Genomic DNA, 21,310 nt, shown 5'->3' with positions numbered 1-21,310 from the left:
GGCGGAGCGGACGCGCCATCGGCTCGAGTCGCACGCGGGTACGGGTCATCCGCCCAGGTGGAAGACGGTCTCCGCGTTGGTCTGGTAGAAGGCCTTGAGCTCCGCGGGCGGCACGGGCAGACCGTCCTGGGTCGCGACCTCGTCGGGGACGTACTGGTACGGGTAGTCCATGGCGTACAGGACGCGGTCGGGCCCCAGCACTTCGCGGCAGAACATGATCGCGGGGTTCCAGGCCATGCCGCTGGTGGTGACCCAGACGTTCTCCCGCAGGTAGTCGCTGACCTTCCGCTGGAGCGGCTTCATGAACGGGTAGCGATGGGCCCGCAGGCCGGCCGCGTGCATGTAGTCCAGCCGGTAGAGCCAGAACGGCAGCGCCTCGCCCAGGTGGCCGACGACGATCTTCAGGTTCGGGAAGCGGTCGAAGACCCCCGAGGTGATGATGCGCAGCAGGTGCATGCCGGTCTCCACGGCGAAGCCGTAGATGGCGCCGTCCAGGCCGGCTTCGAGCAGGGGCTCGATCATGCGCCGCGACGGCGTGTTGGGGTGCAGGTAGATGGGCGTGTCCATGGCCTCGGCGGCCTCGAAGATCGGCCAGAACTTCGGGTCGTCGAGGTACTCGCCGTTGATGTGGGAGTTGACGATCACGCCGTTCAGGCCGAGTTCGGTGCGGCCGCGTTCGATCTCCTTGGCCGCGTGCCCGGGATCCTGCGGGGCGATGGCGGTCAGGCCGCTGAAGCGGTCCGGGTGGCGCCCGCACGCTTCGGCCAGCCGGTCGTTGGCGAGGGTCGCGATGGCGACACCGTCGGCGCGGTCGAGGAACTGCGGTCCGGGCGAGGTGATGGAGATGATCTGGCGATCGACGCCCGCGGCGTCCATGTCCGCCAGGCGGTGCTCACCGAGGTCCTGGAGGCGATCGGCGATGAACCGGGCGCGCGGGCTCGGGTCCTGGAGGTAGAAGCCCATGAGGCTGACGAATCCGGGGTCGTCGATCGTGCCCCGGCTGAGGCCGTCGCGCCACAGGGTGATCAGCTCGGGAGGGGCGAACGCCTCTTCGGTGGCGATGCGCAGGTAGGGGCGGTCAGACATCACGGTGCTCCAGAAGGGTGTTCCAGCGGGCGGTGCCGGGGATCTCTCCAGCGTCGTCCAGCTGGACGACGGCCTGCGGCTCCATGCAGGAGAAGACGGACTCCAGGCCGTGGTTGCGGCCCAGCCCGCTCTGCTTGAAACCGCCGAACGGGACGGACATCGGGGAGGCGCCGACGCGGTGGACGTTGATGAAGGCGCTGCCCGCCTCAAGGCGCCGGGCCAGGGCCCAGGCGCGCTCGGTGTCGGTCGACCAGACCGAGGCGGCGAGGCCGAACTCGCTGTCGTTGGCCAGCCGCACGGCCTCGTCCTCGGTGCTGAACGGCAGGATCGGGATGACGGGGCCGAACTGCTCGTCGGCGACGAGGGGCGCCTCAGGGTCGAGGCCGGTGACGATGGACGGGAGGATGAAGTGCCCCTTGTCCCATCCGGCGGGGTCGAGCTTCGTGCCGACGACCGCGACCTTCGCGCCCGAGGCCGCAGCCTCGTCGCGCAGGCCGAGCACGCGCTCGTATCCGGCGCGGGTCGTCACCGGGCCGATCGTGCTCCGTGGGTCGAGGCCGTCGCCGACGACGATGCGCGCGGTGAGCGCGGTGAACGCGTCCACGAACTCGGTGAACCGGTCGGCGTGGACGTAGATGCGCTTGACGTTGTAACAGATCTGCCCGCTCAGCCCGAAGACGCCGGCGACGAGCTCGCGCACCGTCGCGTCGCCGATCTCGGCGTCGCGCAGGACGAGGGCGGCGTCGTTGCCGCCGAGTTCCATGCCGACGTTCTTGATCGTGGCGGCGGCCGAGCGCATCACCTCCCTGCCGGTGGCGATGCTGCCGGTGAACAGGACCTTGCGGACCGCGGGATGTGCGGTGAGCGCGGCTCCGGCCTCGCGGCCCAGCCCCGGAACACTGCCGACCACGCCCCTCGGCAGCGTCCTGGCGAGCAGGCCCAGGACCTCGCTGAGCGCCAGGGGTGCTTCCTCCGGTGGCTTCACGACCACCGTGTTGCCCGCCATGAGCGCGGGTGCCAAGGCCATGAACGCCAGGTAGACCGGGGTGTTCCACGGGGCGATGACCACGACGGGGCCCATCGGGGCGTGCCGTATCGCGGCACGCCCCGAGTAGGCCACCTCGACGGCCGTCTCGGCGTCGATCCGTTCGGCGAGGGAGGCGAAGTACCGCAGGAGGGACGGGGCTCCGGCGACGTCCCCGTGGGACTCCGGCAGGACCTTGCCGACCTCGCGGGTGATGAGAACGGCGAGCCGGTCGACCTCGGTCTCGATCGCGTCCGCGGCCTTGCGGAGATAGGAGGCGCGCTCGGTCGCGGGCAGCGCGGACCAGGAAGGAAACGCGGCGCGGGCGGCCTCCACCGCCAGATCGGCCTCCCTGGTGCCGCCCATGGCGTACTCGCCGACGACCTCCGAGGTCCGCGCGGGGTTGAGCACCGGGGCCAGGGGGGCCTGCACCTCCACGCCGTCGACGAGGATGGGGGCGATCATGATGTGCTCCTTCTGATGAAGTGCTCCAGCGTCACGCCGAGAGCCGGCTCGTCGATGCCGAGCGAGACGATCTCGGAGATGTGGTGGTGGCCCTGGACGTGGGCGAACGCGGGGACGGCGCCGTGGCGTGCGAAGTGGGCCGCGATGACGGCGGCGGCCTGTTCCTGGAAATCCGGCGGGTCGTACTCGGCGACGCCGTAGAGCACGGGCAGGCCGGATTCGACCAGGCCGGCCAGCGGCTCACGGGCCTCATAGAGGGCGGGGTCTCCGCCGTAGTAGGCACGCAGGAGCGGGTTCCGCTCCGCATCGCGCAGGGTGTAGATCCCCGACAGCAGCACCGCTGCCGCCACGTGCGGGGGAGTCCCCCCGTGCCCGGCGAGGTAGCCCGCGACGTGGGAGGCGCCCGCGGAGTGCCCGGCCACCACGATCCTTTCCGGATCGCCGCCGTGGGCGGTGATGTTGTCCCGGATCCACTCCACGGCCGCGGCGACGTCCTGGGAGCCCGACGGCCAGGGATGCGCGGGCGCGAGCCGGTAGTTCACGGTGACTCCGACGAAGCCGCGCTCGGCCGCCCAGCCGCCCACATGGTCGTAGTAAGGGCTGCCCTCGGTGCGCTTTTCGCCGGCGATGAAGCCGCCGCCGTGTACGAAGAGGAGGACGGGGGAGCTCTCGGAGGTCTCGGCGCCGCGATGGACGTCCAGCCGGTGCCGCTCGTCGGTGCCGTAGGCCAGGTCACGCGAGATGACGGGCGCCTGGTAGGTCCGGGAGAGGTGAGCCGGGGCGAACAGCCGGTGCATGGCCTGGACGGTCTCGGGGGTCACCTCGGAAGGGGTCTTCCGGATCGCTTCCGCGTAGCTCATGACGGCAGCTCCTCGTCGGGCACCCAGTTGCCGTGGAAGCCCAGGGGCACCCGCTGGGGAATGTGCACGCGGGCGACCGGCTCGGACAGGTCCTGGGCGTGCAGGATGACGACCTCGGCACAGCTGTCGGCGAGGTCGGAGACATAGGTCATGAGCCACCCGTCGTCCTCGGCGGAGTCCGGGGTCCGGGGGACGAAGACCGCCTCCATGCCGAACCTGGCGGGGCCGTAGGCGTAGCTCTCGGAGGTGCCCTTATCGAGGTCCCGCTTGAGCAGCCTGCTCACCGTGGCGTCGGCCGCCGTCTTGGTCCGGCTGCTGAAGTAGCCGTAGCGGTGCCGGTCGACGCCGATGAGCCGCTCGTCGAGGCGGGGCATCTCGGACGGGGTGTCGTCCAGGCGTTCTAGCGTGGACCGGCCGGTGGACGGGTCGAGGACGAACCGGTCCAGCCGGGCGGGCGCCTCGGTGGGGCCGGTGAAGTCCTTGTGGAAGAGCCGGTCGTAGCTGATCGCGTCGACCGCGACCCGGCCGTCGGGCAGATCGAACGCGCCCAGCAGGTGGAACGCCGCGGTCGGCTCGGTCTCACACCAGACGACCTGGTCGGACGTCCCCTCGCGCGGCAAGAGCCCCCACGCGTTGCGGTGGTCGAAGTCCCACGCGTACGGGAAGTCGTAGCCCTGCGCCTGAAGACCGGCATGCGCCTGGACGGCGCCGTTGTGGAAGACCACGTAGCGCCGGCTGAGGGCCATGTCGTGGATGATCGGCCGGCCGTCCAGCGGGATGTTGACCGACTTGCGGATCTTGCCCTGGGCGTCCAGGACCAGATACCGGGCGTAGGACCAATCCCAGCGGTAGGCGATGCCGTGCAGTTCCCCGGTCAACGGATCGCGGTGGGGGTGGCCGGTCCAGGCCCCGTTCAGGGTGCCCTCGAAGTTGGAGCGGGCCACGGTCTCGAGTTCGTAGGAGAGCTCGAACGGCAGGGAACCGCCCTCCATGAACGCGAACGTGTGGCCGCCCTGCGCGAAGATGTTGGTGTTGCCGTGGTTGTTGCGCGCGTACCGGGGAGCGGGCACCGCCTGACGGGGTCCGGGCACCTCGGGCCACCCGCGGCTGGCCACGACTTGGTCATCGCGTACGAAGCGGTTGCGATACCACTCGGCCCGGCCTTCGCGCAGGCGGACGCCGTGGACCATGCCGTTGCCCGAGAACCAGTTGTAGGTCGCCGGGTTCTCGGGGTCGATCGGGTTCGGGCCGACGCGCAGGAGCCGGCCGTTCAGCTCCGTGGGGATGGTGCCCGTGACCTTCAGGTCGTGAACGGTGATCTCCTGGCCGACCGGGGCGAACGGGCCCTGGAGGAACTGGTTCGGCCGTACGGCGGAGGACTCGTTCAGGGTCGAGGGCGAAGACGACTCGGGGTGGGTCATCGGGGTGGTCCCTTTCAGTGAAACACTGGCGTAACACCCGATCCTTGTTCTCGCTGTGGCTCATGTCACTGGACGCGCAGTCCAGACCTTCCGGCCCGCCTGTACTCCGCATACAATTCGCGGATGCCGCTCCGTGAGTTCATCGCCGGTCTCAAAGCGTCCGGCGAGCCGGTCCCTCCGGTGGGAGATCCCGCCTTTCTGGCCGCCGCCGAGGCCGTGCTCGGTCCCGGCCCGGTGGGTTGGGCGGTGGCGATGGCCGAGCACGGGTTCCAGAAGGTGCTGCGCGCCGTCGAGGAGGAACGGCTGGAGACCTTCGGGCCCAGGCTCGCCGAGGCCATCGAGCGCACGGCGCTGGACCTCCTTCTGGCCCTGCACGAAGGAGTAGGGGCGTTCACGCTCAACGCGGAGGAGCGGGACGTCATCACCTATCTGGCCGGTGAGGACATTCCGTTCAGCAGGATCGTCCAGGGACTGCGGCTGGTGCGCGGCGAGTGGATTCTGGCACTCCTGCAACTGGTGGAGCTGCACAGACCGGCACGCGAGCGCGGCGCGCTGCTGCGCGAGGTCACCCAAGAGGTGACGGACTTCTTCGACGCCACGGTCGACGCGGTGATCAACGACTATCTGGCCGAACGGCAGAGGCTGCTCGCCCGCCGTGCCGCCGATCAGCGGAGCATCGTCACCTCGATCGTCGCCGACGAGTGGGTCACCGACGACACCGCCCGTCAGGTCCTGGGCATCGACCTCGGCCACCACCACCTGGGCCTGATCCTCTGGCAGGACGGTGAGCCGTCCTCGGCGTCAGGGGCGGTGCCGGGCGCGCTCGAGCGGGCCGCCAGGAACGCGGCGGTGGCGCTGCACTGCCCGGCTCCCCTCATGGTGGCGGGGGACGCCGTCCTGTGGGCCTGGCTCAGTTCGCCGGGACCGATCGACGACGGCGGTCTGCCCGTCGACCCGTCCGTCAGAGTCGCCGCGGGCCTTTCCGCCCGCGGCTTGTGGGGATTCCGCCGGACCCACCTCGCCGCGCTCGACGCCTGGCGTGTCGCGGTCTCCTGCGCACAGCGGCCGACGGTGACCCGCTATCGGGACATCGCGCTCGTCGGACTGCTCACCAGTGACCACGAACGTGCCCAGTGGTTCGTCGACGAGCAGCTCGGTTCCCTTGCCGGGGACGACCGCCTCACCGCCGACCTGCGCCGGACCCTGCTCAGCTATCTCGACAACGGGGGCAGCCTGATCCGGGCCGCCGCGGACCTGCACGTCCACCGCAACACCGTCGTGTACCGGCTGCGCCGGGCGGAGCAGCTGCTGGGGCATCCGGCCTCCGCCGGGACCACGGATCTGCACATGGCGCTGCGGCTGGCGGAGGTCCTCCCGAGCCGGCCCGCATAGACCGCGTGGCCATGGAGGGCTTCGGAGCCGGTCAGGGCTTGGCGACCCAGGCGACGTACTTGTGCAGATGGGTGAGGAACCGGCGGCGGACGGCAGGGGAGTCGGCGTAGAGTCTTTTTCCCTCTTCGGCCATCACGCCGCCCTCCAGAAAGCAGTGGATCGACCAGATCATCTCCGACACGGCCGGATGCATGTCCACGTTCGGCTGGAAGGCGGGTTTCAGAAGCTCGGCCGACCGAGACACCGTGGGTGTGCGAAACCGGGATTCGAGATCCCCGAGGTCGGCGGCGTCCGAAAGTCGGCGCTGCATCCAGATCCCCTGGACCTCGGGATGGTCGAGGCAGTATGCGAAATAGGAGTCGATCCAGCGGGTGACACCCTCGGCGTCCGGGGTGAACGCGGCCACCCCGGCAGCCGAATTCAGTCCTTTCGAGGTACCGGCGGGACCGGGAAGAAGGGAAGCCGCAATGAGCCGAAGGCTCCTTCGGGCACGGCCGGGCGCTTGGGCGGGATCGGCCGGACGCGCCGGTAGCCCTCGTCCTGCCGGGGCCGGGTGTCCGGGTCTCCCTTGTTGGGCCAGAACGCCATGGCGCGCTCGGCCTGCGCGGTGATGGTGAGGGACGGGTTCACGCCGAGGTTCGCCGACACCGCGGAGCCGTCGACGACATGGACGCCCGGGTACCCGTACAGGCGGTGGTAGGGGTCGATGACGCCGTGCTCGGAGTCCGCGCCGATGACGCAGCCTCCCAGGAAGTGCGCGGTCATCGGGGTGCCCATGAGTTCGCCGATGTTGCTGCCGGCGAAGCCGTTGATCTCCTCGGCGAGGAGCGCGGCGATCTCCGTGGCCTCTGGAATCTGGGTGGGGTTGGGCGTCCCCTCGCCCTGGCGGGCCCTCAGCAGGCCCCCGCCGATCCCCGAGCCCTTGACGTAGGTGGTCAGGGAGTTGTCGTGGGTCTGCATGACCAGGCCCAGGATGGTCCGCTCCGACCAGCGCCGGTTGGACAGCGAGCGCACCGCGGTCAGCGGATGCCGGGCACAGTGGGCGAGCCAGGCCGGGAAGCGCGGAACGCGCGGGCTGTAGGGCACCTGGAGGATGGCCATCGCGCCCATGGCGTTGGAGCCCCTGCCGTACCGGACGACCTCGACGTGGGTGTCGTCGTTCGGGTGGACGGAGGAGGTGATCGCGACTCCGCGCGTGAAATCCGGGTTCGCACCGTGCCCGGCGCGGTAGTTCCGCGGCGAGGTCTGCGCGCTCACCAGGGCCTCGGAGTTGGTGCGGGTGAGCCTGCCGAGCCGATCGGAGACGTGCGGCAGCCGTCCGCGGCTCCGCATGGTGTGCAGCAGGGTCTGGGTGCCGTAGGTGCCCGCCGCGACGACGACGTGGCCGGCGCGGAACACCTCGCCGGGGGACTTGCCGCGCCGGTTCGTGGGACGGGTCTCGATCCGGTATCCGTCCGCGGCGTCCTGGCCGATCGCGGTGACCGTCGTCAGGGGATGGATGACGGCGCCCGCCTTCTCGGCGAGGTAGAGGTAGTTCTCGTTCAGTGTGTTCTTGGCGCCGTGGCGGCAGCCGGTCATGCACTCGCCGCACTCGATGCAGGCCCGGCGCGCGGGCCCCGCACCGCCGAAGTACGGGTCGGGCGCTTCGGCGCCGGGCTCGGCCTTGGCGGTTCCGTCGGAGTCCCGGCCGTCGCCGAAGAAGACGCCCACCGGGGTGGCGTGGAAGGTGCCGGCGACGCCCATCCGCTCGGCCGCCGCCTTGAGGTGCACGTCGGCGGGGGTGTCCGTAGGGTTGAGGCGGGCGCCCAGCATCCGCCGGGCCTGCTCGTAGTACGGCTCCAGTTCCTCCTTCCAGTCCGTGATGTGCGCCCACTGGCGGTCCTCGAAGAAGGCCGCGGGCGGTTCGTACAGGGTGTTGCCGTAGTTCAGCGAGCCCCCGCCGACGCCCGCTCCCGCCATGACCATGACCTTGCCGAGCACATGGACGCGCTGGACTCCGTAGAGGCCGAGCGCCGGGGCCCACAGGTAGTCGCGCACGTGCCAGGAGTTCTTGGGCAGGCTCTGCGGGGTGAAGCGGCGGCCCGCCTCGAGGACGGCGACCTTGTACCCCTTTTCCGTCAGCCGGAGTGCGGAGACCGAGCCTCCGAATCCGGATCCCACGATGACGACGTCATAGTCGTACGGCATTGCACGCATCTCCTCGAAAATCGGTGGCTCAGCGGAGGCGCAGAGCCTTCATCACGCCCAGGACGCCGCTCATCAGCGCCGCGTAGCGCTCGTCGTCCATCCCAGGAGCGGGCCCGAGCGGCATCAGACGTTGGGTGGCGACCGTCTGCGCTTCGGTGTACTTGACGATGCCCTCCGCGCCGTTGCGGCGCCCGAGCCCTGAATCGCCCATTCCGCCGTGCGGCGCCTGGACACTGCCGTATGCGGCCGCGTAGCCCTCGTTGACGTTGACGGACCCGGTGCGAAGGCGCCCCGCGATGCGACCTCCGCGACGCGCGTCCCTGGTCCAGACGCTGGAGTTGAGTCCGTACGGGGTGGCGTTGGCGAGCTCGACGGCCTCGTCCTCGTCGGCGAACCGGTGGACGGACACGACAGGGCCGAACGTCTCCTCGGCGAACGCGGCCATGGGGGCCTGCACCCCTTCCAGCAGGGTCGGCTCATAGAAGTAGGGCCCCACGTCCGGGCGATGACGGCCGCCCGTCAGCACGGTCGCGCCCTTGGAGACGGCCTCCTCCACATGCCGCGTCACGGTCTCCAGCTGCCGGGGCCCGGCCAGCGAGCCCATCCCGGCCCCGTAGTCGAGTCCCGCACCCAGGCTCAGCGCCCGGGTGCGGGCCACGAAGCGCTCAAGGAACGCGTCCGCGACGGACGCGTGGAGGTAGAGCCGCTCCACGGACTCGCACAGCTGTCCGGCGGAGGTGAAGCAGGCCCTGATCGCCCCCTCGGCGGCCCGGTCGAGGTCGGCGTCCGCGAGGACGAGCAGGGCGTTCTTGCCGCCGAGTTCGAGGGACGCCCCGACCAGCCGGCCGGCGGCCTGCCGCGCGACCGTCCGCCCGGTCCCGGTGGATCCGGTGAAGGTGACGTGGTCGGCGGAGGCGACCACGGCGGCGCCGACGACCGGGCCCTCCCCGATCACGATCTGCCAGACGTCCTCGGGCAGCCCCGCCTCCACCAGCAGCTCGCGCGCCCACAGCACGGTCAGCGCGGCCTGGGTGTCCGGCTTGGTCACGATCGCGTTCCCCGCGGTGAAGGCGGGCAGCGCGTCTCCGACGGCGAGGGCGAGCGGGTAGTTCCAGGGCACGATCTGGCCGACGACCCCCTTGGGCCGACGCGACTCGACCACGTGCGTCAGCATCGGAACCACGCCGCGGTGGCGGCGGGGCCGCAGGTAGGAGGCGGCGCGGCGGCCGTAGTGGCGGGCGGTGCCGAGCGCCCCCTGGATCTCCTCGTGCGCGTGCAGGCGGGTCTTGCCGGTCTCCGCCTGGATCAGGTCGAGCGCCTCGGCCTGCCTGCGCAGGACGAGGTCATGAAACCGCAGCAGCACCGCGGCTCTGTGCCGGACGGGGACCCGCGCCCACGTCCGCTGAGCCCTGCGCGCCCGCTCGAACGCGGCGGAGACGTCCGCGGGGCCGGACTCGGGCAGTTCGGCGAGCGGGTCCCCGGTCAGCGGGGTGCGGCTGACGGTCCGGCCGGAGCCGGGGACGCCCCGGGCGAGCCGCGCCACCAGGGCGGGGGTGACGATGTCGACGGGCGTCCGGGAGCCCGGAGGGGCCACCGGGTTGCCGTCGGCGGGGCGTTCCGTCATGCGGGTACTTCCTTGTCCGAGAGCCGGGCCGCCTTCGTTCCGCCGGGGACGCGGGGCGACGTGGACACGATGCTGGGCTCGGGGAACGGGAAAGTCATTGGTCGCCCCGGCCAAACCTGGGACGGCGCCTGTACCGCGCGTACAGCCGATCGTCCCGGCCCACGGGTGCGTACGTCATTCGTCGTAGGGCCGGTCGGCCGAAAGGCCGGTCAAGCGGAGTCATATGAGCGTTACCGAGCGACGGGGCACCGGCCTAGCGTCGGTTCATCGCGAACCCATCACCCCACCCCGTAGAGCGAGGGATCCATGGACCACACGGTCAGCGGCATGCGCACGGCCCCAGAGGGATACGCCTGGAGCCGGTTCGGCCAGCCCGAGTACACCGACTGGCTGGATGAGAGCCTTTCGTGGAAGAACACCTGTTACATCGGGGACTGGTCGTTCCTGTGGCAGCACCGGATCACGGGCCCGGACGCGCTCACCATGCTCGGCGACATCACGGTCAACAGCTTCGCGAACTTCCAGATCGGCCAGTCGAAGCACGCCATCCACACGAACAAGGACGGCAAGGTCATCCACGAGGGGATCCTGACGCGTTTCGGCGACGAGGAGTTCATGCTGCACGGCCGCGGCGGCTTCTGGGTCGACCACTACCTGAAGCAGACCGACTACGACGCCAAGGTCGAGCGGGACGACTGGTTCATCCTCCAGGTCTCCGGTCCCGGCGCGGTCCAGGTGCTGGAGCGGGTCTCGGGCCAGTCCCACCTGCGCGACACCAGGTTCATGTGGGTGAACACCGTGAACATCGCCGGATACGAGGTCTGGGCGCTGCGCCAGGGCATGGCCGGCGAGATCGGCTTCGAACTGCAGGGGCCGATGGCCGCCAAGCAGGAGGTCTACGACGCGATCGTCGAGGCCGGGCAGGAGTTCGGGATCCGCAAGCTGGGCGCCCGCACCACGATGATCAACCATCTGGAGGCGTGCTTCCCGACCATCGCCACCGACTACATCCCGGCGATCTTCGACGAGGACATGGCGGGATACCGGAAGGTCTTCACCGCCTCGATGCCGGCGTTCGCGCAGCCCGCCTACATCGCCGGCTCCTACGACGGGGCCGAGATCAGCGAGTACTACCGCAGTCCCGTCGAGCTGGGCTGGGCCCGCAACATCAACTTCGACCACGACTTCCTCGGCCGCGCGGCGCTGGAGGCCGAGAAGGCCGCTCCCCGCCGCGTCATGCGGACGCTGGTGTGGAACGGCGACGACGTCGTGGACGTCTTCGCCTCGCTGTTCGCCCAGGGGGAGCACTACCCGTTCATGGACATGCCCCGCGACCAGCGCGGCTTCATGTGGGCGGACAAGGTGACCGTAGGCGGCACCGTCGTCGGGGTCGCGACCTCTCGCGGCTACAGCTACTACTACCGGCAGATGCTGTCCCTGTGCCCGATCGACGTCGCGCACAGCGAACCGGGCACCGAGGTGACGGTGCACTGGGGCGCGCCCGGCGGACCGCAGAAGGAGATCAGGGCGACCGTCGCCCCCGCCCCCTACAAGCCCGACCGGCGTCGCGCGGACCTGCACCAGGCATGACGGGAGACCAGACCGTGCCCAGCACCTTCATTCTCAAGTTCTCCTGTGCGGACACGCCCGGGATCGTCAGCCGGGTCACCACCGGCCTCGTCCGGATCGGCGGCAACATCCAGGAGGCCAGTCACTTCAACGACTCGCTCTCTGGCCGGTTCTTCTGCCGCATCGCGTTCGAGGTGCCGGTCGGAGTGACCGAGACCGTCGTGGCGGAGAACGTCTCGGCGAGCCTCACCCCGCTGGACGCCGCGTGGTCGGTGCGCCGGGCGAACCAGCGGATGCGGGTCCTCATCATGGCCTCGAAGCTCGACCACTGCCTCGCCGACCTGCTCTACCGGTGGCGGATCGGCGAGCTGGACATGGACGTCGCGGGCCTGGTGTCCAACCACCCGCGCGAGGTCTACCGGAACGTCGACCTCGGCGACATCCCCTTCCACCACCTGCCGGTCACCAGGGAGACCAAGCCCGAGCAGGAGGCCAAACTGCTCGCGCTCGTCGACGAGTACCAGGTGGACCTCGTCGTCCTCGCCCGCTACATGCAGATCCTGTCGGACGGCCTGTCGGCCGCGCTGGAAGGCCGGTGCATCAACATCCACCACTCGTTCCTGCCGGGGTTCAAGGGCGCCAAGCCCTACCACCAGGCCTACGAGCGGGGCGTGAAGCTGATCGGCGCCACCGCGCACTACGTGACCGGTGATCTGGACGAGGGCCCGATCATTGCCCAGGACGTCGAGCCGGTGACCCATCGGGACACGCCGGACGCGCTGGTCCGCAAAGGCCGGGACATCGAACGGCGGGTGCTGGCCAGGGCCGTGCGCTACCACCTGGACAGCCGGGTGCTCCTCAACGGCCGCACGACCGTGGTCTTCCCGGACTGACCGTTCCTCGGCGTCCTGGGCCGCTCCGGCACCCCTGCGCACGGGAGCGGCCAGAAGCACCGATCCGGTGCCCGTCCTCGGACGGGCACCGGATCCCGTCGTGGTGTGCAAGGTCAGCGCTCGGCGAGCGACCTCTCCGCGGCCTCGACGACGTTGGTCATGAGCATCGCCCGGGTCATGGGGCCGACTCCCCCGGGCATCGGCGCGAGCATCCGCGCAGTGCCCGCCACGTCCGGGGCCACATCGCCGACGATGCCGGCCTCGGTCCGGGTGATGCCGACGTCGAGGACGATCGCGCCGGGCCGCACATCATCGGCGCGGACCAGCGCGGCGGCGCCGGCCGCCGCGATGACGATGTCCGCCCGCCTGATGTGGGCGGACATGTCGCGTGTCTCCGCATGGCACATCGTCACCGTCGCGCTCTCGGTGTGCCGGGTGAGCAGCAGCGCGAGCGGCCGGCCCACCGTCACGCCGCAACCGACGATGACGATGTCGGCTCCGGTCAGCGGAACGCAGTACCGGCGGAGCAGTTCGACGATGCCCCGGGGGGTGCAGGGCAGCGGTCCGGGCGCGTCGATGACGAGGCGGCCCAGGTTCGTCGGATGCAGGCCGTCGGCGTCCTTCTCGGGGTCGACGCTCTCCAGCACCTGCCCGCGGTCGATGCCCGCGGGAAGGGGCAGCTGGACGATGAGCCCGGTACAGGCCGGGTCGGCGTTGAGCCGGGAGATCGCCGAGAGGACGTCGCCCTGCGAGGCGGACCCGGGCAGGTCGACCCGAAGGGACCGGATGCCGATCTGTTCGCAGTCCCGGTGCTTTCCGGCGACGTAGGAGACGCTGCCCGGATCGTCGCCCACCAGCACGGTGCCGAGGCCGGGACGCGATCCCCGGCCGGCCAGCGCCGCCACCCGTTCCTTGAGCTCCTCCCGGATCATGAGGGCGGTGCCCCTGCCATCGAGCAGGTGCGCGGTGGCCGGTGGCGCCGGGTTGATCATCATGGTGCCCATGAGAGCGGCCTTTCTGCAGGTAGATTGGTCGGGCACGGTGGTGCGGCCGCTGTTCATCGAGGTGCCGTCCACCGCGGAGGCACCCTGCGAGTGCCGCCCGGTCCGACGGTAGGGACGACCCCCCGTCCCGGGCATCGGGCGGATGACGTGACAGGCACGCGGATCACGGAGTGCGAGGTGGCGACAATTGACGTATGAGCCCGAGGACCCCGGCGAGGCCGTGCCGTCGCGCCTCTGGGAGATCGCGCTCGGCGGGCTGCCCGCCGGGATCGCGCTCGTGGACTCCTCCGGGAGGATCCAGTGGATCAACCCGGCGGGCGCGGCCATCATGGGCCGGGCGGCAGGGGACCTGGCCGGAGCCATCGCCCCGTTCCGCCTCATCCGGCGCTCCGCGGAGAACGAAATGCCCTCGGAGACCGGTGAGAGCGTGTGCGCCTGGTCCGCCGGGCCTCAGGACGAGCGTTGGCTCGGCTACCAGGAGGGCGCGCGGGTGCGCCTGGGCGGTGAAGGAACACTGGTCGTCTTCCGGGACGTCACCGAGCAGCAGACCCAGCACCGGAGGGTCGCCGCGCTGGCGAGGACCGCCGCCGGCATGGCCTCGAACGGCTCTCTGGAAGAGGTCCTCGGCGCGATGGCCGCGGAGGTCCAGGTGTCCCCGGGCGTGGCGGGCACCCAGATCATGACGTTCGCCCCCGGAGGCGACCGGCTGCAGCTCATGGGATCCGCCGGGTTCGCCCAGGTGGAGCCGTTCTTCGAACTGCTCATGGCCTCACGGGACCGCGGGGCCGACCTGGCCACTCTCCGCAGCATGGGCGAGCGGCGGCAGTGCGTCCTTCCCGGGCGCAAGGCCGAGATGCTGGCCGATCCGCGCTGGGAGCCGATGCACGACTACGTCTCCCAGCTCGCATGGGAGGACTTCGTCAGCACGCCTCTGATCTCACGGGACAAGCCGCTGGGAGCCCTCAACGTCTACCTGGCGCGCGGCTGCCCGGCGAACCCCGCCATCCTGGAGTTCCTCGAAGCGATGGCCGAGCAGGCCGCGCTGGCGGTCGACTACGCGACGCTCATCGACCAGGAGCGCGTATCGGTCCGCCGAGAGGAGCGCAAACGGCTCGGCCGGGAACTGCACGACTCCGTGGTCCAGCACGTGTTCTCCATCGGGATGCAGGCCAAGGCCCTCTCGGGCATGGGGAAGCGGCTCTCCGATCCGCTCGCCGAACGGGTGCGGGCAGCCGCCGCGGAAGTGACCGGCCTGGTCGACGCCGTCCAACGCGACCTGCGCGGCGTCGTGCTCGCCCTTCAGCCATCGGTGCCGGCCGAACTGGGACTCAGCACGGCCCTCCACACCCTGGTCAAGGGCATCGAGCGCCGCCACGACGTCAGTGTCGACCTGGCCGTGGATCCTCTCGTCGAGACGATGAGCACGCCGGCGTTCGTCGAGGACGTCTACCAGATCGTCAGCGAGGCACTGCACAACGCGGTCAAGCACGCCGCGCCATCAGAAGTGGGCGTCGACGTCGGCTTCGACCGGAGCGCCGGCGTCGTGTGGATCGATGTCGTGGACGACGGGCACGGAGCGGCGGCCGACTCCGCCGGGCCGAGCGGCTTCGGCCTCATCTCCATGCGCGACCGGGCGGGCAGATGGGGAGGCTCCGTCACGATCGCGCCAGAGCGGGAGCACAAGGGAACCCGAGTCAGGGCGGAACTCCGGATCCAGCACGGTGGCGTCCCGGACCCGCAGGAGGGAACCGCGTGAACGAGCAGTCCAGGGACATCACGGTCTTCGTCGTCGACGACCACACGGTGGTGCGCCGCGGGATCGCGAGCTTCCTGGAGTTCGCCGACGACATCAGGCTCGTCGGCGAGGCCGCCGACGGGAGGCAGGCGATGGAGCGGCTCGCCGAGCTGCACGTGCGCGCCCGGCTTCCCGAAGTGGTCCTTCTGGACCTGCAGATGCCCAAGATGGACGGGATCCAGACCACCGCCGCGATCGCGGAGCGGTACCCGGGCGTGCGGACCATCATCCTCACCAGCTACTCCGAGATCGAGCGCGTCCAGGCCGCCCTGGCCCTCGGCGCGAGCGGATACGTGCTCAAGGACGCTTCCCCGGACGAACTCGAGGAGGCGATCAGAGCCTCCCAACGCGACGAGGTCTTCCTGGACCCGGCCGTCGCTCGGCAGCTCACCCAACGGCTCGTCGCCCCCACCCACGGCCTGGCGTCGCTCAGCACCCGGGAACGCGAGGTCCTCGTCCTCGTCGCGAAGGGCCTGTCGAACCGCGCCATCGCCGACCATCTGTCCATCAGCGAGCGCACCGCCCGTACCCACGTCAGCAACGTTCTGTCGAAACTGAACCTCGACTCCCGCACCCAAGCGGCCCTGGTCGCCATCCGTGAGGGCCTCGTCAAGCCCTAGCCACATTCGACCACCGGGACCAGACGGCTCGCCGGCGTTCCGCATCAAGGCCGCAGCGACCACCAGGAATCACAGGCCGAGTATTTCGCGAGCCTGGTGCCCCGCGCGGGCGGGCGAACTCCGGGCGGTCGCCTCCGCTCGGGATCCGGGTGGTATCGAGCAGATCACCGCGGACCTCATCACCCGAATGGCCGACGGCCGCGAAGCCGACCTCGTCTCCGACTTCGCCGTCCCACCCGCGCGCGCACCGCCCTGCGCATCTGGTCGGAAGACCTCCTCCTGCACGGCGACCCCCACCACCGTGACACCGCCTACATGACCGACCTCGTCACCGAGCGCAAGACCACCCGCGCCGACGACCTCCTGAGCGCCCTGCCACACCGGAACGGCCGATCCCTCTCCGACCGATGACGAACCGGCGTCCCCGGCATCCCTCCGCGTGATCGCCGACCACAAGCAACGGTCACCCTCATCGCCAACGCCGCCATCCGCTTCACCCACGAATCCGTCACCTACGCGGACACCGAAATCCCCACCGACCAAGCCATCATGATCCCCCGAGCCGCAGCCAACCGAGACCCGAGCACCTTCCCCCCACCCAGCCCCCCTCCACCCTCCTCTGGCGCCGAAGCCGCCAAATGCGCCCCCCAACCCTCCCGTCCTCCTCTACCCCCGCAGCCAGCCAACCCATAAACCCCACACCAGTCGGCCCCCAACAAGCCTGCACGACGTCCTACGAAGACACCACCGAGATAACGAGCGAACACATAGCCCCCCGATCCCAACCTGACCAAGCTCTACACTGCCCTCAAACCTCCATACCCGGAACATCCACCGAACTCCAGACCCACCCACCAGACGCTTGCAGCTATCGATACTAGGAAATTCCGACTAACTAAATTCGGCGCGTCCGACGCACAAACCCCCAGGTCAGCAAGCCTCGACCCCGCACCCGCGGGAATGCTCCGACCCGTGCGGAGGTCTACCTCGTGCGCCGAGGCTCGACCCCGCACCCGCGGGGATGCTCCGATGTGGCGCGCGCCGGCCCGGGCCCGCAAGCCCTCGACCCCGCACCCGCGGGGATGCTCCTGTCAGCATTCGTGTCGTTCCGCACCGCACCGGGTCGGCCCCGCGCCAGCGGGGATGCTCCTGTCAGCATTCGTGTCGTTCCGCACCGCACCGGGTCGGCCCCGCGCCAGCGGGGACGCTCCGCAGTCGTCCAAGACGACCTGGCAGTGGGACCTGTCGGCCCCGCGCCCGCGGGGATGCTCCGGGCTACGGGGAGAGCCTCGGGGAGGTCGGCGACTCGGCCCCGCACCCGCGGGGATGCTCCGTTCTCCCCGAGTTCCTTGGTCAGGAACGAACGGTCGGCCCCGCGCCCGCGGATGCTCCCGAGGCCAGTCACTTCACCTGCGGCCCGTCCGTGTCGGCCCCGCGCCCGCGGGGATGCTCCGATCCTTCACCCCGACTGGGACGACGTGCGCGTGTCGGCCCCGCGCCCGCGGGGATGCTCCCTGCGCCCATGGCACCCGTTCCACCTCCGGCGGGTCGGCCCCGCACCCGCGGGGATGCTCCGCGCCTACCCATCCACGAGCGGGTCACCATCGGGTCGGCCCCGCGCCCGTGGGGATGCTCCGTTCCAGATTGAGGCGGCTTGCTCCTCGAACCCGTCGGCCCCGCGCCCGTGGGGATGCTTCGGGTGCCGAGGCGCTGTGCACGCGGCTCTGCCCTGCCGGCCGACTCGTCCACCTCGTCCAGGTGGTGTTGTTGCACCGCGCCCTCGGCCACGAGCGCGTGGTCGCGGGGATCGCTGCGGCGCTTGGGGGCGGCGCGCTGTTCGCCGACGTGGTCGCGGTCGAAGCCCGCAAAGCCGTCCAGACCGACCCGCAGGCCGATCCGCACCGGACAGTGGTCGCAGTCCGGGTTGCTGAGCTGCCTGACGACCTCGTCTCCTTCACCCGTAGGGAGCCCGGCAGCCTGCCAGCCGGCACGCGGCTGCTGCCCTTGGTGAGCGCCTATGACCAGCTACTGCGCCGCACCAGTCCGGCACAGGCGGGAGAATTCCGATGAGCAGCTCCTACCTCCAGTCGTCGCGGCTGACTCGTCGGCGTGGCCTCATGGAGCCCGCCGCCGAAGCCGCGAGCGACCAGGCCTGCCGGACGCTGCGGCTGCCGGCCTTGCGCCAGTAGTTCGTCGTCATCGTCATGGCCGGCTGTGGCCTGACGAGTTCCCCGGTCAATGGCCTGCTCGAACGCCGCCGCCCCTTCTCCCTCCGGCGTACTCCGCCTCATCATCCTTCTCGAAACCGCCGTTCCCCTGGCCTTCACCGTCCTTCTCGGTACCGTCCTCGCCTCGATCCCCGTTCTCGCTTGCTCGATCGCCGCAGGCCGCCCGTACCCGTCCCGGACCTGGATTTCGCCCTGGCGCTCGGCGGCGGTCTCCTGGTGGACCTGGCCCCCGTTGACGGACATCATCACCCGCCACAACGCCATCCGTTACGAGTGGCTGTGAGGCGCGAGCGGCCCCGGCCCGCTCCCGGGGCCGGGGGTCGCGTCGTGGTGGTCAGGGGGCGCCCCATGCCGCTCTGGGCGCATACAGCTGTCCGAGACCGGGCCTGGCTTCGCTTCCCGCACGGGACTAGGGTTCCCTTCGGGGCCCAAAGCCGATAGAAGGCGGAATCATCGTGTTCTGGCCAGATGATCGGACGCTCCAGAATCAGTCCTGGTGGTCCCAGGCGGCGTGGGACGACGGGCCGACCTACGGTGCGCTGCTCACGGCCGTGCGCCCGGCGATCCGGGCCGCGCTGCTGCTGGGCCACGATGTCGGCGCCGTCGCCTTCGGCGCAGGCGCCGGAGTCTCCCAGGCCGACGAGTGGCGGGTGGTGCGGCGCGACACGCTCGAACTGGTCTCCGCCATCGACGTGTCGCCGGACAAGCGGGCCGCTGGGCCCAGCGTGTGGCTGGAGGCCGCACCCGCCGTGGACCTGACCGAGCTGCTCGCCGGGCCGTACGGCATCGACTTCGACTTCGGCGTGTTCGGCAGCGACGACCACACCCGAGACGGCACGGTCCCGTCGGCGATCACCACCGCGGTCGCCGACGTCGTCGAGCGCGCGGTGCAGGCGCTCGCGCCGACGATTCCCTCGCGCAGGGACTGGGAGGCCGCCGACAGGCTCCTGCCCAGACAGGCCGGTGGCGGCCTGCTGTGGATCCTGGACCCGGCACGGTGGTACGAGCTCGCGACGGCCACCGACGGGGACCTGCTGCCCCCCGCCGCCAAGGAGGTCGTCCAGGTCGTCGAGGAGCTGGTCGAGGCGCGGGAGGACTTCCTGCGCGGGCAGCTCCTGGCCGACCGGGCGCTGCACGTGCCCGCGTCGGGGCCGGGCCCGGCGAACCTGCGCTTCTTGCTCGGCCGCGAGCGCTTCTGGCCGGGCCGCGCCCACGCCCGCTTCTGGGAGGCCCTGTTCGCCGAGCTCCAGGCGCGGGGCGAGGCGGACCGCCTGTGGGAGCGGCAGCGCCGCGTGTTCACTGCCGACGACGCGCCGACCTGGCTCGACGTGCTGACCGAGCTGCTGCGCCTCGGCGTGGTCAGAGGCGGCCGGCTGTCCACGCCGGGCGATCCGCCGAGCCCGCTGGCGGCGAACGCGCCGACCGGCGACCCGGACAAGAAGGTCACGCTCACCGTGTGGGGCCACGCGACGATCACCCTGTTCCGCGAGACCGTGTTCGCGGACCCCTCGGACGAGCACTCGAACGAGGGGCTGACCGGGAGCGTGGCCTGGGACTACGCGCCAGGTGCCGCGCAGGTGAAACCGGCGGTGATCGTGGTCGCGGGCCGCGGCGTGGCCATCGAGCACACCATCGGCGATCTCGACCAGCGGCCGTGGACGCTGGAGGTCTACCGGGTCCAGGACGACCGGCTCGTGCCACGCCTCGGCGCCCAGATCGACACGACGGCCCTGCTGGCCACCAGCCTGATCGAGCCGCAGCCGAACGAGTGCGTGTTCGACCCTGCCGACGTTGTCCCGCCGGACACGACGCTGTTCCCGCAGGTCATGGTGAAGCCCAAGCCCGACGGGGTCACGCTCGTCTACCCGGTCTCCCAGGGGGTGATCCCCGACGAGCCGTTCGCGCCGGAGGGCACCCCGGTCGTCCCCTGCGTGATCGAGCTGACCGTGAACCCGCTGTCGGGGATCGACGCCTACGCGCTGGACGTGCACTACTACACCGACCTGCACATGAACATCCCCGAGAACGAGATCTTCGAGGGCGGGGCGCATGTCAGCGTCTGGACCACCGGCGACGTCCGCATCGCCTCGTTCCCGAGCGGCAACCGCGACGGCCCGGCGGCCGGCAACCCCTCCGGCGTCACGCGCACCGTCGCCACCGGTCACCTGTTCATCGCCGAATACTGGGGGGCGGAGCCGGTGGGGCCGGGGCTGAACGAGCCCAGCCCGCTGCCCCGGCCGTGGAGCACGGAGCTGCCCACCACACGCTGGGCCGACCTGTTCCCGCCGTCCATCCTGGAGCAGGCGCTGCAGGTGGTGTGGGAGGAGCTGGTCCTGCAGCAGATCCAGGACCTGTTCGAGCCGTTCCGGGAGGACCCGTTCGCGGACGAGGACACCCCGCACCTGGCCTACGACCACGACACGAGGATGGGCACCTGGCGCGACCCGGACTCCGGCGTGCACTGGGTGCTGACCCCGAAAACCCACCGCCACGACGACTTCGGCGCGATGGACGGCCTGTTCTTCGACCTCGCCGACGTGCTGGTGGGGTTCATGCCCTTCGTCGGAGACGCCGCCGACCTCGGCGAGCTGGTCTACGCCTGGCAGACGGGCCGTGACCGCTGGGGCCGCCCGGTCACCGACTTCCAGCTCGCGCTCATGATGATCGGCTCGGCCCTGCCGTTCGTGTCCAGCGGCTTCGTGCGCGGGGCCGGCGAGATCCTGCGCCGCCTGCCCGAGGCGCCGCCGGGCGCGTCGTCGCTCCGGTTGTTCACGCCATCGGGCTGGGCCGACGACTTCCCCGTCGCCGAGGCGGAGGCCGCCCTGGCCCAGCCGAGCGTCCTGCGGGACGCGGGCGTGGCCTCGGGCTCCAAGCGCCGGGCCCGGGATGCGGAGAACCTGGTCAAGGCCCTGGCCGCCGATGGCGCCGACGAGGCCACGTCCGCGATCACGTCGTTCGCGAGCAGGCTCATCGACGAGACGCAGGACGGCTGGCTCACGGTCGACGACCTGGTCAGCGACGACGGCGGGGGGTTCGCCATCGCCTCGCTGCAGACGTCGTACACCCGCTTCCTGCGCAACAACCCGGGCATCGGACCGGTCGAGTGGCTGGAGGCCGTCGATGGCTAGCGGCGCCAAGGTGG

Annotated in this window: 17 protein-coding genes; 9 read left to right on the top strand and 8 right to left on the bottom strand. The window is 70.8% G+C overall.

Annotated elements, in window-relative coordinates; all coding sequences use genetic code 11:
- Positions 1 to 45 precede the first annotated feature (45 nt).
- Genes EDD29_RS25635 through EDD29_RS25620 form a run of 4 tightly spaced genes read right to left on the bottom strand, consistent with a single transcriptional unit; the run spans position 46 to position 4,856 of the window.
- Positions 46 to 1,086 carry an amidohydrolase family protein gene (locus EDD29_RS25635; protein ID WP_123666854.1) on the bottom strand — a complete coding sequence of 347 codons (1,041 nt, stop codon included), beginning with the start codon at positions 1,084 to 1,086 and terminating at the stop codon, positions 46 to 48.
- On the bottom strand, positions 1,079 to 2,575 hold the full coding sequence (locus EDD29_RS25630; RefSeq protein ID WP_123666853.1) for an aldehyde dehydrogenase family protein: 1,497 nt from the start codon (positions 2,573 to 2,575) through the stop codon (positions 1,079 to 1,081). The genes EDD29_RS25635 and EDD29_RS25630 overlap by 8 nt, the downstream gene beginning before the upstream one ends.
- A complete protein-coding gene (locus EDD29_RS25625; protein ID WP_123666852.1) occupies positions 2,572 to 3,435 on the bottom strand; it encodes an alpha/beta hydrolase in 864 nt (287 codons plus the stop codon). Before EDD29_RS25625 ends, EDD29_RS25630 begins: the two co-directional genes overlap by 4 nt.
- Complete coding sequence (locus EDD29_RS25620; protein WP_123666851.1) at positions 3,432 to 4,856, bottom strand: carotenoid oxygenase family protein; 1,425 nt, start codon at positions 4,854 to 4,856, stop codon at positions 3,432 to 3,434. Before EDD29_RS25620 ends, EDD29_RS25625 begins: the two co-directional genes overlap by 4 nt.
- 123 nt (positions 4,857 to 4,979) lie before the next feature.
- Between EDD29_RS25620 and EDD29_RS47135 the strand changes: the two genes are divergently transcribed.
- Positions 4,980 to 6,248, top strand: a complete 1,269-nt coding sequence (locus EDD29_RS47135) for a PucR family transcriptional regulator (RefSeq protein WP_123666850.1) — start codon at positions 4,980 to 4,982, stop codon at positions 6,246 to 6,248.
- Between the two features lie 31 nt (positions 6,249 to 6,279).
- Here the strand turns inward: EDD29_RS47135 and EDD29_RS25610 are convergent, their stop codons facing one another.
- From EDD29_RS25610 to EDD29_RS25600, 3 genes are read right to left on the bottom strand one after another with little or no spacing between them, the layout of a single operon-like run.
- On the bottom strand, positions 6,280 to 6,654 hold the full coding sequence (locus tag EDD29_RS25610) for a hypothetical protein (RefSeq protein ID WP_123666849.1): 375 nt from the start codon (positions 6,652 to 6,654) through the stop codon (positions 6,280 to 6,282).
- A 14-nt stretch (positions 6,655 to 6,668) separates the two neighbouring features.
- Entirely contained in the window at positions 6,669 to 8,444 is a 1,776-nt protein-coding gene (locus tag EDD29_RS25605; protein ID WP_425454987.1) for a GMC oxidoreductase, read from the bottom strand.
- Positions 8,445 to 8,463: 19 nt separating this feature from the next.
- On the bottom strand, positions 8,464 to 10,059 hold the full coding sequence (locus tag EDD29_RS25600) for a succinic semialdehyde dehydrogenase (protein WP_123666847.1): 1,596 nt from the start codon (positions 10,057 to 10,059) through the stop codon (positions 8,464 to 8,466).
- 327 nt (positions 10,060 to 10,386) lie between these two features.
- Between EDD29_RS25600 and EDD29_RS25595 the strand changes: the two genes are divergently transcribed.
- Complete coding sequence (locus tag EDD29_RS25595) at positions 10,387 to 11,649, top strand: aminomethyltransferase family protein (protein WP_123670678.1); 1,263 nt, start codon at positions 10,387 to 10,389, stop codon at positions 11,647 to 11,649.
- Positions 11,646 to 12,521, top strand: a complete 876-nt coding sequence (gene purU, locus EDD29_RS25590) for a formyltetrahydrofolate deformylase (RefSeq protein ID WP_123666846.1) — start codon at positions 11,646 to 11,648, stop codon at positions 12,519 to 12,521. Before EDD29_RS25595 ends, purU begins: the two co-directional genes overlap by 4 nt.
- A 113-nt stretch (positions 12,522 to 12,634) precedes the next feature.
- On the opposite strand, the gene EDD29_RS25585 is transcribed toward purU, so the two are convergent.
- Complete coding sequence (locus EDD29_RS25585; protein WP_123670677.1) at positions 12,635 to 13,513, bottom strand: bifunctional methylenetetrahydrofolate dehydrogenase/methenyltetrahydrofolate cyclohydrolase; 879 nt, start codon at positions 13,511 to 13,513, stop codon at positions 12,635 to 12,637.
- Between the two features lie 199 nt (positions 13,514 to 13,712).
- Between EDD29_RS25585 and EDD29_RS25580 the strand changes: the two genes are divergently transcribed.
- The 6 genes from EDD29_RS25580 to EDD29_RS25555 all read left to right on the top strand — a co-directional run bounded on the left by EDD29_RS25580 (position 13,713) and on the right by EDD29_RS25555 (position 21,296).
- Complete coding sequence (locus EDD29_RS25580; protein WP_123666845.1) at positions 13,713 to 15,281, top strand: sensor histidine kinase; 1,569 nt, start codon at positions 13,713 to 13,715, stop codon at positions 15,279 to 15,281.
- Positions 15,278 to 15,940, top strand: a complete 663-nt coding sequence (locus tag EDD29_RS25575) for a response regulator (RefSeq protein ID WP_211359896.1) — start codon at positions 15,278 to 15,280, stop codon at positions 15,938 to 15,940. The genes EDD29_RS25580 and EDD29_RS25575 overlap by 4 nt, the downstream gene beginning before the upstream one ends.
- A 1,758-nt stretch (positions 15,941 to 17,698) precedes the next feature.
- Complete coding sequence (locus tag EDD29_RS25570; RefSeq protein ID WP_148086094.1) at positions 17,699 to 18,010, top strand: hypothetical protein; 312 nt, start codon at positions 17,699 to 17,701, stop codon at positions 18,008 to 18,010.
- Positions 18,007 to 18,129 (top strand): hypothetical protein, encoded by a 123-nt coding sequence (locus tag EDD29_RS47795; RefSeq protein ID WP_281280940.1) that lies wholly within the window; start codon positions 18,007 to 18,009, stop codon positions 18,127 to 18,129. Before EDD29_RS25570 ends, EDD29_RS47795 begins: the two co-directional genes overlap by 4 nt.
- Before the next feature lie 49 nt (positions 18,130 to 18,178).
- Positions 18,179 to 18,451, top strand: a complete 273-nt coding sequence (locus EDD29_RS25560; RefSeq protein ID WP_123666842.1) for a hypothetical protein — start codon at positions 18,179 to 18,181, stop codon at positions 18,449 to 18,451.
- Positions 18,452 to 18,623: 172 nt separating this feature from the next.
- Positions 18,624 to 21,296 carry a protein kinase family protein gene (locus EDD29_RS25555; protein WP_123666841.1) on the top strand — a complete coding sequence of 891 codons (2,673 nt, stop codon included), beginning with the start codon at positions 18,624 to 18,626 and terminating at the stop codon, positions 21,294 to 21,296.
- The last annotated feature ends 14 nt before the right edge of the window (positions 21,297 to 21,310 follow it).

Origin of the sequence: Actinocorallia herbida, from assembly GCF_003751225.1 — a bacterium.
Classification (GTDB): Bacteria; Actinomycetota; Actinomycetes; order Streptosporangiales; family Streptosporangiaceae; genus Actinocorallia; species Actinocorallia herbida.
The sequence above is the reverse complement of the archived record's forward strand: the minus strand, read 5'-3'. Positions and strand labels throughout refer to the sequence as shown.